This window comes from Bartonella sp. TT110JLCBS (assembly GCF_042193405.1).
Lineage (GTDB): Bacteria > Pseudomonadota > Alphaproteobacteria > Rhizobiales > Rhizobiaceae > Bartonella.
The window spans coordinates 130,903-147,563 of sequence record NZ_JBHILT010000003.1 but is presented as its reverse complement, the minus strand read 5'-3'; the positions used below and the strand labels follow the sequence as shown (position 1 = coordinate 147,563).

General features: G+C 39.1%; 13 protein-coding genes. 11 read left to right on the top strand and 2 right to left on the bottom strand.

All coding sequences use genetic code 11. The features are described from left to right. Positions 1 to 415: 415 nt before the first annotated feature. The 8 genes from ACFILW_RS02770 (at position 416) to ACFILW_RS02735 (ending at position 8,850) form a co-directional block, all read left to right on the top strand. Positions 416 to 571: a hypothetical protein gene (locus ACFILW_RS02770; RefSeq protein ID WP_375645940.1), complete on the top strand. Its 156-nt coding sequence runs from the start codon at positions 416 to 418 to the stop codon at positions 569 to 571. Positions 572 to 938: 367 nt separating this feature from the next. Next, on the top strand, positions 939 to 1,523 hold the full coding sequence (atpH, locus tag ACFILW_RS02765) for an ATP synthase F1 subunit delta (RefSeq protein WP_375645939.1): 585 nt from the start codon (positions 939 to 941) through the stop codon (positions 1,521 to 1,523). Beyond that, positions 1,523 to 3,058 carry a F0F1 ATP synthase subunit alpha gene (gene atpA / locus ACFILW_RS02760; RefSeq protein WP_375622533.1) on the top strand — a complete coding sequence of 512 codons (1,536 nt, stop codon included), beginning with the start codon at positions 1,523 to 1,525 and terminating at the stop codon, positions 3,056 to 3,058. Before atpH ends, atpA begins: the two co-directional genes overlap by 1 nt. Positions 3,059 to 3,078: 20 nt before the next feature. Further along, a complete protein-coding gene (locus tag ACFILW_RS02755; RefSeq protein WP_375622535.1) occupies positions 3,079 to 3,990 on the top strand; it encodes a F0F1 ATP synthase subunit gamma in 912 nt (303 codons plus the stop codon). Between the two features lie 19 nt (positions 3,991 to 4,009). After that, on the top strand, positions 4,010 to 5,635 hold the full coding sequence (atpD, locus tag ACFILW_RS02750) for a F0F1 ATP synthase subunit beta (RefSeq protein ID WP_375685134.1): 1,626 nt from the start codon (positions 4,010 to 4,012) through the stop codon (positions 5,633 to 5,635). Between the two features lie 108 nt (positions 5,636 to 5,743). Further along, positions 5,744 to 6,160: an ATP synthase F1 subunit epsilon gene (gene atpC / locus ACFILW_RS02745; RefSeq protein WP_375622539.1), complete on the top strand. Its 417-nt coding sequence runs from the start codon at positions 5,744 to 5,746 to the stop codon at positions 6,158 to 6,160. Between the two features lie 22 nt (positions 6,161 to 6,182). After that, positions 6,183 to 7,811: an MFS transporter gene (locus ACFILW_RS02740; protein WP_375622541.1), complete on the top strand. Its 1,629-nt coding sequence runs from the start codon at positions 6,183 to 6,185 to the stop codon at positions 7,809 to 7,811. A 31-nt stretch (positions 7,812 to 7,842) separates the two neighbouring features. Continuing rightward, on the top strand, positions 7,843 to 8,850 hold the full coding sequence (locus ACFILW_RS02735) for an HlyD family secretion protein (protein WP_375622543.1): 1,008 nt from the start codon (positions 7,843 to 7,845) through the stop codon (positions 8,848 to 8,850). A gap of 1,269 nt (positions 8,851 to 10,119) precedes the next feature. Here ACFILW_RS02735 and ACFILW_RS02730 read toward each other — a convergent pair. Together ACFILW_RS02730 and ACFILW_RS02725 are read right to left on the bottom strand one after the other, a co-directional pair. Then, complete coding sequence (locus ACFILW_RS02730) at positions 10,120 to 10,299, bottom strand: hypothetical protein (protein ID WP_375622544.1); 180 nt, start codon at positions 10,297 to 10,299, stop codon at positions 10,120 to 10,122. A 932-nt stretch (positions 10,300 to 11,231) separates the two neighbouring features. Then, complete coding sequence (locus ACFILW_RS02725) at positions 11,232 to 11,516, bottom strand: hypothetical protein (RefSeq protein ID WP_375611728.1); 285 nt, start codon at positions 11,514 to 11,516, stop codon at positions 11,232 to 11,234. Positions 11,517 to 12,366: 850 nt separating this feature from the next. On the opposite strand from ACFILW_RS02725, the gene ispG reads away from it, so the two are divergent. From ispG to ACFILW_RS02710, 3 genes are all read left to right on the top strand, one after another. Next, positions 12,367 to 13,608, top strand: a complete 1,242-nt coding sequence (gene ispG / locus ACFILW_RS02720) for a flavodoxin-dependent (E)-4-hydroxy-3-methylbut-2-enyl-diphosphate synthase (RefSeq protein ID WP_375685133.1) — start codon at positions 12,367 to 12,369, stop codon at positions 13,606 to 13,608. Between the two features lie 503 nt (positions 13,609 to 14,111). Continuing rightward, a complete protein-coding gene (locus ACFILW_RS02715) occupies positions 14,112 to 15,263 on the top strand; it encodes an MFS transporter (RefSeq protein WP_375685131.1) in 1,152 nt (383 codons plus the stop codon). 784 nt (positions 15,264 to 16,047) lie between these two features. Beyond that, positions 16,048 to 16,647, top strand: a complete 600-nt coding sequence (locus ACFILW_RS02710) for a hypothetical protein (RefSeq protein ID WP_375685129.1) — start codon at positions 16,048 to 16,050, stop codon at positions 16,645 to 16,647. Positions 16,648 to 16,661 lie beyond the last annotated feature (14 nt).

Below are 16,661 nucleotides of genomic sequence, written 5' to 3'. Positions count from 1 at the left end.
TCGCAGTCGCAGTCGCAGTCGCAGTCGCAGTCGCAGTCGCAGTCGCAGTCGCAGTCGCAGTCGCAGTCGCAGTCGCAACATTGTTTATAAGGATAATTCATTGTTTTGTATGTTTAATGAGAATCCCGAATATCGTAAGATTCTCTCATTTCAAATCTTTTGATCAAAATCATTCCCTTGTACATAACAAGTGGGATGAACGTGGGGCGTGAAACTGTATGAGAAAGGACTAAAAATGTCTCTTATGAACCGTCTCTAGTTCCAAGGGCCTGCTGCACGCGCCTCCACGAGCTGGTAAAGTGTGTTATGGTGCGCTGGCTTGCGTTTTTATGGAGCGTAAAGATGGGGGACTCAATGGATTGACCATTATATCATTCATAATCCTATCATTCATAGGCGCCGTCGTGAAATAGGCTTGGGAGCATTAAGAAATGTTTCTTTAAAACAAGTCCGTGAGGCTGCAACCCAATGGCGCTCTGTTTTTCGTAAAGGACGGAACCTTATTAAAGAACGCGATAAACAAAAACCTGAGGTAATGCGCAGTCACTTTTCGCAAAAGCACTTATGGTGATAAGTGGGTGATCTTTAATGTTAAGGAAGAACCGTTTTTGGGGGGAGGAAAGAGCATTGGAAGCAAAATTAAAGAAAATTAAAGAGAGTGAAAAAAATCTCTCAGAGAATGTCAAAAAGAGGTATTTTAAAAACCTTGATGCCATCCTAGGGATCTAAAAAAATCCTTTTCAAAAATATTTTGAATATTTTATTTAAAATTTTTAAAAAGCAGCGATTTGTGGTGTTGCGAGTCGGTTATGTCTATGCTAGAAACCAAGTGATTTTTGTTCTAGGTTTTAAGAAGAAGATTCTTAAAATTAGGAGTGTCTGTTTCATTTCATCTGATAACTATCAGAGAATCGCTCAAGGGAAAGAGGCGGTATTTCGTGTCGGATTCATTTTCTCTCATACCGCTGCCGTTGGTAGATCAACGCTATGCGCAAGCGCTTTTTGATTGCGTTCAAGAAGCGGAAAACGTTGAAAAGGTTGAAAAGGCAGTGGAAAAATTTTTGCTTGTCTTGGAGCAAAATGAAGATTTAAAACGCTTTGTGCTCAGTCCATTCTTTTCAGTCAAAGAGCAAATGAAGGTGATGCAGTCTGTTTGTGAAAATATCAAATTTGCTGATAAAAACGCAGGACAGGTTATTGGTAATTTTTTACGCGTTATCGCAGCAAACCGTAGGCTTAGTGCCGTATTTGGTATTTTACATGCTTTTCAGCGTTGTGTTGCACGCGCTCGTAGCCAAGTTACAGCACAAATTGTTTCTGCGTGCCCCTTAAGTTCTCAACAAAGACAAGAGTTGTGTGAGGCTTTGGAAGGTGTCATTGGAGGAAAAGTCTTGCTACATATCATTGTGGATCCAACAATTCTTGGTGGATTAATCATTCGTGTGGGGGCGTCTCAAATTGATACGTCTCTTCTAACAAAATTGTCTTCGCTTAAGCTTGCATTGAAAAAAGAGGTCAGCTGATGGATATTAGACCATCTGAAATTTCCAAAATTCTAAAAGAGCAAATCAAAAACTTTGACCAAAAGGCTGAGGTTTCAGAAATTGGTTGGGTTCTCTCTGTTGGGGATGGTATCGCCCGCGTTTATGGTTTGGATAATGTCCAAGCAGGGGAAATGGTTGCTTTTCCAAATGATGTGCGCGGTATGGCTCTCAATTTGGAAGTTGATAATGTTGGTGTGGTCATTTTTGGCTCAGATCGCGATATTCGTGAAGGGGATTGTGTAAAGCGATTGGGCGCTATTGTGGATGTTCCTGTGGGACCCGCTTTGCTGGGGCGCGTGGTTGATGCTTTGGGAAATCCTATCGATGGTAAGGGACCTATTAAGGCAACAGAGCGTCGTCGTGTTGATGTTAAGGCGCCTGGGATTATTCCACGTCAGTCTGTCCATGAACCAATGTCAACGGGATTAAAAGCAATTGATGCACTCATCCCCATTGGACGCGGACAGCGTGAATTGGTGATTGGTGATCGCCAGACAGGAAAAACAGCAATTTTGCTCGATACATTTTTAAACCAAAAACCTTTTCATGAAAAAGGGGCGGGACGAGAGCAAGACAAAGTTTATTGTATTTATGTGGCTATCGGTCAAAAACGTTCGACGGTGGCACAGTTCGTTAAAGTTTTAGAAGAACGTGGAGCACTGGAATATTCTATTATCGTAGCGGCAACCGCTTCTGATCCAGCGCCATTGCAATTTATTGCGCCTCTTGCCGGATGTGCTATGGGTGAATATTTCCGTGATAATGGGCAACATGCTTTGATCGGTTATGATGACTTATCAAAACAGGCGGTAGCTTATCGTCAAATGTCTCTTTTATTGCGTCGTCCTCCAGGTCGTGAGGCTTATCCGGGAGATGTTTTCTATCTTCATTCGCGTCTTTTAGAGCGCGCTGCGAAGTTGAATGCGGAAAATGGATCTGGGTCGTTGACAGCTTTGCCAGTTATTGAAACGCAAGCAAATGATGTTTCTGCCTATATTCCTACAAATGTGATTTCGATTACGGATGGGCAAATTTTTCTGGAAACTAATTTGTTTTATCAAGGAATTCGTCCTGCTGTAAATGTTGGTCTTTCTGTATCGCGTGTTGGTTCTGCTGCACAAATTAAAGCGATGAAGCAAGTTGCTGGCTCGATTAAGGGTGAATTGGCGCAATATCGTGAAATGGCAGCTTTTGCGCAGTTTGGTTCTGATTTGGATGCGTCAACCCAGCGTCTGTTGAATCGGGGTGCGCGCTTGACTGAGCTTTTAAAGCAACCGCAATTTTCTCCACTCAAAACAGAAGAACAGGTGGTGGTTATTTTCGCGGGTGTGAATGGCTATCTTGATTCTCTAGCGGTTTCTGATGTTGCGCGGTTTGAGCAGGGGCTTTTGGTGCTTTTGCGGAGTGATTATCAAGATCTCTTAAAGGCAATTGCTGAGCAAAAGCAGTTAACAGATGAGCTGAAAGATAAGTTGATGACGGTTCTTAACACTTATGCGAAAAATTTTTCATGATGAATTAATGGAATGCTTGAATGGCTTCACTAAAGGATCTTAGAGACCGTATCGCTTCGGTTAAAGCAACACAAAAGATCACCAAAGCTATGCAGATGGTTGCAGCAGCAAGGTTGCACCGTGCGCAAGAGGCGGCACAGTCTGCGCGTCCTTATGCGAAGAGGATGGCTGATATTTTGACCAGTGTTGCTGCTGATGTCGATGGTGTTGATGCGCCTGCTCTTATGCGTGGTACGGGGCGAGATGATGTGCATCTCTTGGTGGTGTGTACTGCTGAGCGCGGTTTGTGTGGTGCTTTTAATGTGCAAATCGCCCGTCGCGCACGTGAACAAATTAAAGCACTATTGGCAGCCGGTAAAATAGTGAAAATTATTACCGTGGGCAAAAAAGGTGCGGATATTTTATCGCGTGATTACAAAGGTTTGATGATTGATCACATCGATTTGCATGCTGTAAAACGAATTGGTTTTGCAGAGGCAGTAATGATTAGTCAACGGGTTGTCGATTTATTCAATGAAGGCGCTTTCGATGTTTGTACGCTGTTTTATTCTGAATTTGTTTCCGTAATTAATCAGCGTCCTACAGCTTTTGGCTTGATTCCAATGATTGCTCCAAAAACAGTTGTTGAGGCAATAGATGTTGTGGAGCAAACTGATCAGAGCAAAGATTCACAATCAATTGTTTATGAGTATGAACCTGATGCTGCTTCTCTTTTAGAGGCGCTTGTGCCACGCAATCTTTCGGTACAGATTTTTCGCGCTTTGTTGGAAAATGTTGCTGGTGAAATGGGCGCAAAGATGACAGCTATGGACAATGCATCGCGCAATGCAGGTGAAATGATTAATAAATTGACGGTGGCTTATAATCGTCAGCGTCAGGCACAGATTACGACAGAATTGATCGAAATTATTGCAGGCGCTGAAGCGCTTTAAATGGAAAAGGTAAGGATTGATGGTAAAAGTAGTAATCTCAAGCGAAGGAACAGAAAAAGGTAAAAAAAAGAAACCAGCTGCTCGTTCCAGCGTGAAAAAAGCCGCTTCGAAATCTCAAGCGGATGTAAAGAGTGCGTCTGCGCCTGCGCGTAGTGCCGCTAAAGATACACCTGTAAAAAAAGATATATCCGCAAAAAAAGAACAGCATGCAAAAGGCGCTGTTGGTGAGATCAAACAGGTTATTGGTGCTGTCGTTGATGTGCAATTTGAAGGCGCATTGCCAAATATTCTTAACGCTTTGGAAACAGAGAATTTAGGCAATCGCTTGGTTTTGGAAGTTGCGCAGCATTTGGGTGAAAATACCGTGCGTACGATTGCTATGGATACGACTGATGGTCTGATGCGGGGCCAAAAGGTTGTGGATACAGGCACACAAATTAGCGTTCCTGTAGGAGAAGCAACGTTGGGACGTATTATGAATGTGATTGGGGAACCGGTGGATAATGTGGGACCAATCGCTTCAACCAAAACACGTTCTATTCACCAAGAGGCACCTGAATATGTTGAACAATCGACTGTTTCGGAAATTCTTGTCACCGGTATTAAAGTCGTGGATTTGTTAGCTCCTTATTCTAAAGGGGGTAAAATTGGCTTGTTTGGTGGTGCTGGTGTTGGAAAAACCGTTCTCATTATGGAGCTTATAAACAATATTGCAAAGGCACATGGTGGCTATTCTGTATTTGCTGGTGTGGGAGAACGTACACGTGAAGGAAATGATCTTTATTATGAAATGATCGAAAGCCGCGTGAATGTGAATCCAAAAGAGAATAATGGTTCAACGGAAGGGTCAAAGTGTGCCCTTGTTTACGGGCAAATGAATGAGCCCCCAGGTGCGCGTGCGCGTGTGGCTCTTTCAGGATTGACAATTGCAGAAAGTTTCCGTGATGAAGGACAAGATGTTCTGTTCTTTGTGGATAATATTTTCCGTTTCACGCAAGCAGGAGCTGAGGTGTCTGCTCTTTTAGGGCGTATTCCTTCTGCTGTGGGGTATCAGCCAACTTTGGCAACAGATATGGGGGCTTTGCAAGAACGTATTACCAGTACAAAAACAGGCTCTATTACTTCCGTTCAGGCAATTTATGTTCCGGCAGATGACTTGACGGATCCGGCGCCGGCAGCGTCTTTTGCTCATTTGGATGCAACAACTGTTCTTTCGCGCTCTATTGCGGAAAAGGGGATTTATCCAGCGGTTGATCCGCTTGACTCTTTCTCGCGTATGTTGGATCCATTGATTGTGGGGGAAGAGCATTACACTGTTGCTTGTCAAGTGCAAACCATTTTACAACGTTATAGAGCGCTTCAGGATATTATTGCTATTCTTGGAATGGATGAACTTTCTGAAGATGACAAATTGCTGGTGGGGCGGGCGCGTAAAATTGAACGTTTCCTTTCGCAGCCTTTCCATGTTGCGGAAGCCTTTACTGGTTCTCCTGGAAAACTCGTTCCTTTGGAAGAGACAATCAAAGGCTTTAAGGGGCTTTGTGCTGGCGATTATGATGATTTGCCAGAAGCTGCTTTTTATATGGTTGGTTCGATTGATGAAGCACTTGAAAAAGGAAAGCGTCTCATGGCAGAGGCTTCTTAGTAAGAAGCTTCTTATTCAAGAAAAAACTGTCATGGGTATTTTTCGTTAAAAAGGACGAGTTGTTGAAGAAAACAGAGAGTTCTTATATCGGGTATTGTGGAGACTTTTGTGGAAAACAATAGAGAAGAGCATTTTTTATTTGAGCTTGTATCGCCTGAAAAAATTGTGTTTTCAGAGCAGGTCGTGTCTGTTGTTCTTCCTTCAGCTTCAGGTTCTTTAACAGTTATGGCGCATCATGCGCCATTGGTGGCAAGTATTGTGTTGGGCAGTGTTCGTGTTCGCACCTCTTTGGGTGAGCAATTATTTGCTGTTTGCGGAGGCGTTGCAAATATTACCTTTTCAGGCTGCTCTTTGTTGGTAGAGCACGTTGTGGCTGTAGAGCATCTTTCTTTTGATGTATTAGAGCAGCAGATTTTGCAGCTTCAAGCGACGTTAGAGGGGGGAGCAAGTGATGAGGACAATCATAAAATAGAGGCTTTTTTCCAGCAGTTGTCAGCTGATGGTGCTGTGTTGATAGAAGCGTAGCGAGTATACAGGAAAAGATGACATGAGCCGAAAAAAGAGTACGGTTGTGTCTGCTAAAAGGGGTGGAAAACCTTTTCCTCATCCTGGTCGTGTTTTTGCTGGACCTTTGCCAAAGTGCTTTGTTTATATTTTTGCTTCTCTTATTTTGCAATGGGCTTATGGTTTAGGGGCTAATATTGTTCAGTCTAACATTGTCCATCTTACGGGTGATTTTCATGCAACTTTGGCCGAGACGACATGGCTGGTAGCGGCCTATATGGCGCCAAATGTGAGTGTAGCGATTATGTTGATCAAAATCCGCTATCAATTTGGGCTGCGCGCTTTTGCTGAATTGTCAATTCTTGGCTTTGTTTTGGTTTGCGTGTTGCAGCTCTTTGTTACGGATTTGCGTTCTGCGTTGATTATTCGCTTTTTTGCTGGGATTGCTGCTGCTCCTTTGGCTTCACTTGCGCTGCTTTATATGATGGAGGCTTTTGCTCCAGCAAAGAAGTTTACTGTTGGTCTTAGTTTGAATTATATGAATGCGGCTTTAGCGGCACCTTTATCACGTTTGATTTCTCCTGATTTGCTGGAAAATGGTGGTTTTTCCAGTCTTTCCGCTCTGGAAATGGGGTTGGTTCTTATCAGCTTAGTTTGTATCTATACTTTGCCCCTAACGCCTGTTGTGCGTAGTAAGGTTATTCAAAAGTTAGATTGGATAAGCTATGGTTTGATTGCTCTTGGTCTTGGATTAAATGCTGTGATCATGTCTGTTGGCATATTGTATTGGTGGTATGAAGCACCATGGATTGGTTGGGGGCTCGCACTTGCTATTTTCTCGTTGGCTATTGCTATTATTATTGAGCTTAATAGAGAAAAACCGTTGATTGATCTCCGTTGGATTTTCAGTAAAGAAATGATCCAATCTGTTTTTATTTTATTGATCTTTCATGTTTTTTTATTGGAGCGGTCAAATTTGCCCGTAGGGTTTTTTAATCTTTTTGGTTTGCTCAATCGTGAGATGGCACCCATGTATCTTGCGGTGACATTAGGGGTTCTGTTAGGGGGGGCTGTTTGTGTCTTTTTTTTACGGGCGGGGCGTGAGGATTATTTTTATTTGTTGTCTTTGGGTTGTTTGGCGTTGGGAGCTTATTTAGATAGTCATGTAAACCATTTAACACGTCCACAAGATATGATGTTGAGCCAAGGGTTGGTGAGTTTTAGTTATGCACTTTTTTTGCCTCCTGCTCTTTTCAAAGGGTTTGTGATCGCTGGTGAGCGAGGACCGCGTTACGTTTTAAGTTTTATTGCTGTTTTTTTGTTAACGCAAGTGACAGGGGGATTGATGGGGTCGGCTTTTTTTGGCAGCCTTCAATTTTATTTTGCCCATAAGAACTTTGAGTCCTTAACACAAAATATTATTATTACTGATCCGCTTATTTCTGGTGAGATGCATACTTTATTTTCGCCTTCTTATGGTGTTTCTGTTCCCAATGGCTTGAGAAGTGAACAGGGTACTTCTATGTTGATAGAGAAATTTAAGTTAACAGCAAATATTTTTGCTTATGATGACGTTTTTCGGCTTTATTTTTATATTTCAATGGTTGTATTCGTTATTTTTCTTGCCACAATGATTGTTAAGTCATGCTCTTTGCGCGCATTAGAAAAGTAGAGTAATGTCATAGAAAGAGGGGTGCAAAAAAATGATAAAAACATTACGGTCAAAAGCTACGATTGTTGCATTCCTATCGGGTATTACAGGTGTTTTGCTGATTTTGTGGGCTTGGAGACTTCCTCCTTTTGTGAGTAATATTCAAATAACGGATAATGCTTCTATTAAGGGCAATGTTACTCTGGTTAGTTCACAGATCTCTGGGGTGATTGCACGGATTTATGTGCAAGATTATCAACGCGTTGAAAAGGGAATGCTGCTCTTTGAGCTCGATGATTCTCTTTTTCGCCAGCAGCTTGCACGGGCACAGGCTGTTCTCGATTCAAAAAAAGCAAAACTGGCAAGTATTGAATTACAAGCACAGCTTTTGCAGGGCGAAATTAATACAGCAGAGGTGGAATTGGCGCGTTCACGAGCATTTTCCAATGTTGTTCCAGATAGTAAAAAGTTAGGTTTTGGTGATGCGGCAAGTTCTGTTTCTCGTCCTCTTTCACAACTCTTGACAGCTCTCGAAACAAAACGCCAATTGCAAAAACAATTGGATCTTGAACGGCAAAGTTTACAGTCAGAAATTGCTGGAGCTAAGGTGAGTGTTGAGTTGGCAAAACTTAATCTCGATCATACAAAGATTTTATCTCCTCGAACAGGCTATATTGGATTAGTTGGAGCGCGGGTAGGGCAATATGTTATGCCGGGGACACAATTGGTCTCTGTTATTTCTGATGATATTTGGATTATTGCTAATTATAAGGAAACGCAACTTTCTCAGATGCGTGTGGGACAACCGGTTGTTTTTTCTGTTGATGCATTGAACAACAAAAAGTTAACAGGGCGTGTGGTTCGTTTTGCTCCTGCTACAGGCTCAGAGTTTTCATTGTTAAAGACGGATACGGCAATTGGTAATTTTATCAAAATTGCGCAACGTATTTCAGTACGGATTGCTTTAGATCCTGGGCAGGAAGGGATTGAAAAACTCATTCCTGGCATGTCCGTGGTTACTTATGTAGATACTTCGCAGCGAGTCGATTCTGGAGGATAAAATTTTGGGTTTTTTCAGTTTAATTTTTGCGTCATTTACTTATAGCAAGTGGTTGTTTACGTTAGAAGATTTCGTTTGGTTTGCTATACTACATCTTTTAAAGCTCTTAAGCTTCTTATACTTCTATACTATGGTGTAAAATAATGTTCCTTAGGATATTAAAGCGCATGCATCTTTACTCACTTCCATTTATTTTGAAATAACTCAGTAGGGGGGGATGGAGTATTGGAAGATTTGCCTGTCGTTTCTAGCAATATCATCTTTTGAGGTGTGGAAAGGAGGTTTTTCTTTTTATCTGAGTGTACTCTTTGTGTGATATTTGCAATGATGTGAGGCAGATCGTTGAAAAATCTATCTCTGATAAATGTGTTGTTATTATCAATGTGTATTGTGTGTATAATAATGATGCTAAGTTTGAAAACTGTCGCAATAATCAAGCTAAAAAACGCTTGTACATAATATTGTACTCCATGGGGACACACTATAGAGCGTATAAAATGTAGTTACCAGAGCAGATATAGCCGATGAAAGATGTGTAATGGTGTTATCTATTTGTCATTGTAAGGGACTAAATCGTTATCTATTTAGGTCAATATGCTTTCGTTTTCTGTTGCCATTTAAATACCATGATATTCATTGTGTGTTTTGATAATTTCTTGAAGAGTTCTTAAAGAACCATTTCTTTCAGTTTTATGCAGTTTGAGCACAATTTTTAAATTGTGCTCTGTTATAATTTTTATAATCAATTCTGATCAATCAGGCTAAAGACAATGCTGCCATGAATGTTTTTCTGATTTCGTCGTTTTCTTTTTGTTTTTCAGTTCCAAATATTTTACGAATATTCTCTTCTTGTATTTGCTGTAATTCTTAAAGTTTAGCTCCTCTTCTAGCTTCACTTTAGGTTTTCCGTTTTTCATCTCCAGCTTCCCATTTCATATTCGGCTTTTTTCTAACGTTCTATGGCAAATTCGTGATCAGCTATTCGTACGTTTTCACATTTTTTTGAAGTTTCTGATCATCCACATCTCATAGCCCATTCTTCGAATTATTTTTTATCTTTTTAAATTCTGCTACGCTGTAGGTTTTTTCGTAACCAGTAGAGACAAGAGCCGTGCAGAGTAGCCGTGTTGTGGTAATGACTTTGTTCATGATTTTGCTTCTTTTTTTCAGTTTAATGACTACAGAGTGGTGGGGTATAATCTTTGTGTCGTTTTCTAAATTCTTTCGCTTCACATTCTTCTTTTCCTTGTTGGGTTATTGCCGAGGCTTTCATTTGTATAACTCGTCTTCGTGAATTTGTAGGGCTGCGTAGTGCGTTTGAATGGGCTGAATTTGATCAGTATCTTTAAGACTTTTAAGTTGATCAATGAGCTGTTTTATAGTTTTTTGTTTTTCACACGCTTTTTGGTAAATAGCTTGTTCTATATTGTGTTTTGGCTTTTTGTTCATCAAAAATATCAATTGCTGCTTTTGATTTTGCGTTTTTTAATGGCTCTTTAGTATAAGAATTTTTCTTTCCTCTTTTCAGTATTTTTGCTGCTGCTGATACCTGTCAATGTTTGAAAGTGACTAAAATTAGAACGATGGAGGCCATGACTCTTTTGCTTTTTGAATGTTCTTTGAAGAGCTGCGGATGTTTTATTTAAGAAACCATGTCGTTTTTTTATTTCAGAGAGTGGATTTTTAAAATGTGCAAGCTGTTATTTTTATTGTTTAATTTGTTCTATATTTCGGCAAAATGAGTTGGAAAAAAATAGAAAAATTATTGCAAATGCGCTCGTGTGAAATTCAAAGGAAAATGCAATGATTGTTGTTGAGAAACATTTCTTTTGTCTAAAGGCATTTTTTATAAAAAGTACCTGGTAGTGAAAAGAGTGTGGGTTTTCAATATCAAAATATCCTCCCCTTTCCCCAACTAAAATGACAATCTGGGGCGTATAGAGTAAAAGTGTAAGCTTTTCCAGTATTAATTCTTTATTTTTAGTCTATATACACAATGAAGTTTTGGGAAGGCTGGGAAATTGGGGGAAGTGTTGGATTGAATATTTGAGTTGTTATCTTATTGTTCCGTGAATATCTCTATTTGAGATGTGGTATCAGGCGTCTTTTTGATGCGTTAAGTGTATGTGTGGGGAGCACATTCGTTGTAGGGCTTGTTTGTTGCCTTTAGAAATGTTTTCCTTTGAGGGGTGGTGATGTGAATCGCATGTGTGGACAGGTTTCCGATAGACAAAAGCTGGATTATAGTCTGGTCGGATGGGAAATTTATCCTTTTGGGAGAGGGCGTAAAGTTAGGAGAAAGACGTAAAGTTGATATTTTGTAAACCATAAAATGCCCGTTTTGAGGCGGGCATTAAAAGGGAAGGTTATTGGTTGTGTTATTAATTTTTACGGATCAGTAAGAAGCTTACTAAAACGACTCCTGCTGCTAATGCGAGGGTTTTTTTAGGATTTTCTTTCGCTTTTTTCTTTAATTCTGTAGCATGTTCGTTGAGGTGATAAAGTGCGTGACGGCCTTTTTGTTTCCATGTGTTAAACAGCTCAGAAATGTTTTCAAAGCTATCATTTTGAAAACTCCAATGATTTACGGGGACCAGCTCTCTTTTTAATTGTGCTATACGTTTTTTAATTTTAGCATTTTTTCTATGGGGTGAAAATAGACACATTTATTGACTCCTTCATGTGTTAAATTGTTGCGTGACAGTTGGAATTGTGTTTGGGGTTTTGCTATAACGGCTTGAAAATTGAAAGGTTGCATTGATAATACCGCGCGTGGGTGAGATGAGAATTAAGAGTTTGAGTTTAATGAGGCATTTTTTAATGTGTCCGAGTTCATTTCGTGATGGTGTTTGTTAAGGATGTAAGGTAAAATTTTTTACAAAATGGTGTAAGATTCATTCATAAAGATGGTGGGCGATGTCTTCATTTTTTTGTTTGTTTAAAGTGTTGGGATAGCTTTTGGCACTTGAAATAGTTTATAAGGAGTTTTTATCTACATATTCTCTTGTGGCTGTAGGGAGTGGTATTGATTGATTCAATTAAGAAGATTTAAAATGAGGAAATCTTACGATATTTGGGTTTGCCATTCAAATTTGTAAAAAATTGATTATTATAAATCAATATGTTGGATTAATTTGGCGATGTCTTTCATGCATTTTAAAAATTGCGCTTTGATAGGCGTTATCTGTTGTATTGTAAAACACTGTTTTGTGATGACGTTGATGTAAGGTATCGGCATGCAACTTAAAAATACAGTATTGTCTCTGTTTGGTTTCAGTTTCTTTTTGAATCAACCAAGTGTAGAAGTATAAACTTGAACAGAAGTAGTAGAACTTATCCGGTGCGTCTATAGAATGAATCCACCTATGAATTGTATTGCATCAGTGTTAGTAGGTAGAACCTTTTGAGAGCAATCTGTTAAGATTGGTGGGCGGTGTAATTTTCGACCTTTGAAGCGCGGAGGAAGTCAATGTAAGTAATAATTGATAGCGCAGGTTTTAAAAATTTGAGGACTTGATGAGTACGACCTATTTTTTATCTAAACCACTTGAGCGTCGTCGATCTGTTGGTGTTGCTGTTGGTGATGTGATCATTGGGGGGCAGAGCCCGATAGTTGTACAGTCAATGACCAATACAGATACCGCTGATGTTGATGCAACTGTTGCTCAAGTGGCTGCTCTTTGGCAAGCTGGTTCACAATTGGTTCGAATTACTGTTGATCGCGATGAAGCGGCGGCTGCTGTACCAAAAATACGGGAGCGATTGGAGAGGTTAGGATTTTTTGTACCATTGGTTGGGGATTTTCATTATATTGGTCATAAGCTTTTATCTGAGCATCCTGCGTGTGCTGAGGCGCTTGCAAAATATCGCATCAATCCTGGAAATGTTGGTTTTGGCGCAAAAAAAGATCGTCAATTTGCAGAAATTATTGAGATTGCTTGTCGGTATCATAAACCTATTCGCATTGGCGTGAATTGGGGCTCTCTTGATAATGCATTGTTAACACGGCTTATGGATGAAAATGCACAGCAAGAAAATCCTTTATCGGTTGCTGAAGTGATGCGGGAAACTGTTGTGCAGTCGGCTTTGCTTTCGGCCGCTTTAGCAGAAGAGTTAGGGTTGGGACGTGATAAAATTATTCTTTCTGCTAAAGTAAGTGATGTCCAAGATCTTATTGCTGTTTATACCACCTTGGCGGCACGTTGTGATTATGCTCTTCATTTGGGATTAACGGAAGCTGGGATGGGAACAAAGGGCGTTGTTGCTTCTTCGGTGGCTTTGGGTATTTTATTACAGCAAGGGATTGGCGATACGATACGAATTTCCTTAACACCAAAACCTGGTGGTGATCGGACACGAGAAGTAAAGGTGGGGCAAGAACTTTTGCAAGTGATGGGGTTTCGCCAATTTTTGCCTGTTGTTGCGGCTTGTCCTGGTTGTGGGCGCACAACCTCAACGGTCTTTCAACAATTGGCGCAAAAAATTGAAGCAGATTTATACAAAAATATGCCTGTTTGGCGTGAAAAATACCCTGGCGTTGAAAGCTTGAAGGTTGCTGTGATGGGATGTATCGTCAATGGACCGGGGGAGTCAAAGCATGCCGATATTGGAATTTCTTTGCCTGGAATGGGGGAAAGTCCTGCGGCACCTGTTTTCATTGAGGGACAAAAGGTAAAAACTTTGCGGGGTGATCACATTGCTGAAGAATTTGAAGCACTTTTGAGTGATTATATTCATACACGCTTTGGGCAAGGTTGAGGTAAAAATCGCATAAGGCTGAAGTAAAAAGGGTGTGTCGTTTTTTTTAAAACAAGCTGTCTTCAATGTGAAGAGGGTGCTGTTGTATGCTGCTTTAGCTATGGTCAATACTGTTGTTGGTTGCTTATTATTTTAGGTAAAACCAGATGATATGCCTGTTTTAGAATGAGAAGCTTATGAAGGATATTAATGAGTTTGAGTGTGTTAAGACTATTAAGCAAAACGATATGAATACTTTAAATAGATCCGTAAATGTTGTTGCTGGTTTTTTGGCTGCTCTTGAGACAGTAAAATATTTAACGGATTCTTCAAATATCAAATTATAGAAAGAACATTGTTTATTGATTTTTCAGGCTTTTTCCCAGTATTTTTTGGGGTATCAAATTGATAGGATTGGAGATCTTTATAGCGGTTATAGCCCTATTTGTCGTAAAATGTAAGCTTTTATATTGATATAAAATGATGTATACGGGGACCTTTTTTTGGCGTTATTGGGGGAATGCATGACAAGTATATTAGCATTCGGGTTTTTATTTAATGGTATAAGGATTTTAACAGGCGCCTTTATTGTTTTTTATATGCTTGAAAAAGGCTTAACGCTTATTGATATAGGTGTCATTAAGTCGTTTCAGGCTTTTATTATGATGGTTACCGATATTCCTCTGGGATATTTTGCTGATCGAAAAAGTTATAAAATATCGATCGTTTTGGCAGCTGCTTTTGCTGCTACATGGCTCTTTCTCATGGGGTTTTCTACAAGCTTTTATGGTTTTCTTTTGGCAGAAACTTTTAATGCCTTATCGCTGACATTAATTGCTGGGGCTTATAATGCTTTACTTGTTCAATATGCAAAAGCAAAAGTGACATCGACTAAAAAAGTGCTGGGAGCGAGCTCTCAATATAATTACATCGGCATGTTTATATTTAGTTTAATCGGGGCATATTTTGCTGATTATTCTAGCCAATATATATGGTATATCGCGGCGTTTTTAATGTTGATGACAACACTATTTGGTTTGTTTTTTCTTGATAACTTGAAGGGGGAGAAAAAACCAAATAAAGCGAATTCTCTCATTTGTGAAGCTAAGGAGATGTTGTCTATTTTTATTAAAGTTCCTTATATCTCTTTATGCTTTTATTTTTCATTGATTTTTTTCAATATATTCTCGCAATATTGGCAGTGGATATTTAAAGATCATAATATTATTGTCACTTATTTTGATCTTGGTGTGACATTTTCACTGATATTGTTCTCTCAGCTCTTGGCTAGTTTTCTCTTTACAAAACTAAGTGAAAGAGTGAATTTTATTTTACTGTTGTTTCTTTCGGTTTTACTGATTTCTACAGTCGCTTTCTTTGAACCAAGAAAAGAAATGGCGGTCATTTTAGTCTGTATGATTTTTTATCTCATTAAGTATACATATCTTCGTGTAGAAGTTGTTTTGCATGATAGTATTAGTGATCATTTCAGGGCTACATATGAATCTTTTTTGTCAACCGTTGGGAGATTTAGCTTATTGGTATTTTTTTATATGAGTGCGTATATGGTCAATATATTTGGCTTTTTCTCACTCGTTTATATTTTTGCTATTTATTTATTGATTTACTTGTTGGCGGTATTTTTTTTAGAAGGAACTCTCAAAAAAGCTCTGTGAGAATATTTACTTATCATTATCACGCATGTCTCATCGGGCATTATAGTGGATCAAGGCTTTGATTTATAAGTCTTATCATTGTTTTCATGTTGAATGAGAAAGCTGAATATTGTCCGTTCTTCTTATTGCAAATCTATGTATATTAATCAAAATCATGTTTCTTGTACATTATAAGTGGGCTTGGCATAATAATCGTTAAAAAGGAAATAAAAATGCTGCTCATGAATATTGCACAAAGAGTTGCTGATAAGATTGGACGCTGATAAAGAACATGATTGTGCCGGATTATACACTTATTAAGGAATGGTGATGGAGCAGTTTTCCCATTTTCATTGGTTCCTTGCTGGTAACACTTTATCTCATTGAGCTAATTTAAACAGTCGGACAATTTATAGCCTGTTCAAATAGGCTTTCCTCATGACGGATTTTATTGTTGATATATTTAACGCGTTTTATTGCTGTTTTCTTTAAAATATCAATCATCTTGTTGAGATAATTTTTTTACGTTGTTCATTCTCATTATGGCTCGTTTTTGAGTATTTTCTCTTTGATTGTGGCGTTAGCTCTGTATTTTCTGATGTTAGAAAATTTCTGATCCAGATAATAAACTTTATCTATGGAAACTTTGAATGACATCCCCCTCTTTGAGAGGGAATAAAACCAAGTACAGAAATATTGTTGAGTACAATTTGCTACAAATAAGCCACAAGAAAACAGCATATATTGATATATTTGATAGGAATCTGTTAAGCCGTACAAATTATGGTCATTAAAAGGTAAAGCGATGAAATCGTTATCCATAACGCGTGTTGTAACATTTATAACTCTTTTTTCTGTATTTGTATTGGTGGGATGTACGCGCGTGGATAGTCTAGAACAGTACGATAGACTTTACGAAAAATATATCAGTGAAAATTACGGCGCTTTTGAACATTTTCAAAAGCATGAACAAGCAAAAAAATTTGTATACAGCCATGGCTATCAGAATATCGTACCAAAGTTTGACATTATACGGCATCGTCACATACTGATTGTTTTATGTGGACGTTTTGTTAATTTATTACGCGGTGATTATAATGAGGAGATGTCATGGGCAATGCTACCCAATGTCATAAGCAGTTTGCGTAATGACTATAATTGGAGAGAAAGCGATTTTATTTGGGCTTATAATATGTCTATGAATGCTACCGACCCCATGATTGATTATGCGAAAAAATTTCTTAATTCTTCAAGTGAAAATGGCATGAGTTTCAAAACACAAATTATTGACCTTGTGTCTAGTATGAGAGCTGGTCATGATGACAATACTAAACAAATAGCGCGTTTTTGTATAGAGCTAAACACGATATATGACATGATGAAACCAAGAAGAATTTACAAATGACATTGAATGGGTAG

Excerpts from the sequence above, each read along its gene's own strand:
- atpA (WP_375622533.1), top strand. The coding sequence starts at position 1,523 with ATGGATATTAGACCATCTGAAATTTCCAAAATTCTAAAAGAGCAAATC.
- ACFILW_RS02755 (WP_375622535.1), top strand. The coding sequence starts at position 3,079 with ATGGCTTCACTAAAGGATCTTAGAGACCGTATCGCTTCGGTTAAAGCA.
- atpD (WP_375685134.1), top strand. The coding sequence starts at position 4,010 with ATGGTAAAAGTAGTAATCTCAAGCGAAGGAACAGAAAAAGGTAAAAAA.
- ACFILW_RS02740 (WP_375622541.1), top strand. The coding sequence starts at position 6,183 with ATGAGCCGAAAAAAGAGTACGGTTGTGTCTGCTAAAAGGGGTGGAAAA.
- ACFILW_RS02735 (WP_375622543.1), top strand. The coding sequence starts at position 7,843 with ATGATAAAAACATTACGGTCAAAAGCTACGATTGTTGCATTCCTATCG.
- ACFILW_RS02730 (WP_375622544.1), bottom strand. The coding sequence starts at position 10,299 with ATGAACAAAAAGCCAAAACACAATATAGAACAAGCTATTTACCAAAAA.
- ACFILW_RS02725 (WP_375611728.1), bottom strand. The coding sequence starts at position 11,516 with ATGTGTCTATTTTCACCCCATAGAAAAAATGCTAAAATTAAAAAACGT.
- ispG (WP_375685133.1), top strand. The coding sequence starts at position 12,367 with ATGAGTACGACCTATTTTTTATCTAAACCACTTGAGCGTCGTCGATCT.
- ACFILW_RS02715 (WP_375685131.1), top strand. The coding sequence starts at position 14,112 with ATGACAAGTATATTAGCATTCGGGTTTTTATTTAATGGTATAAGGATT.
- ACFILW_RS02710 (WP_375685129.1), top strand. The coding sequence starts at position 16,048 with ATGAAATCGTTATCCATAACGCGTGTTGTAACATTTATAACTCTTTTT.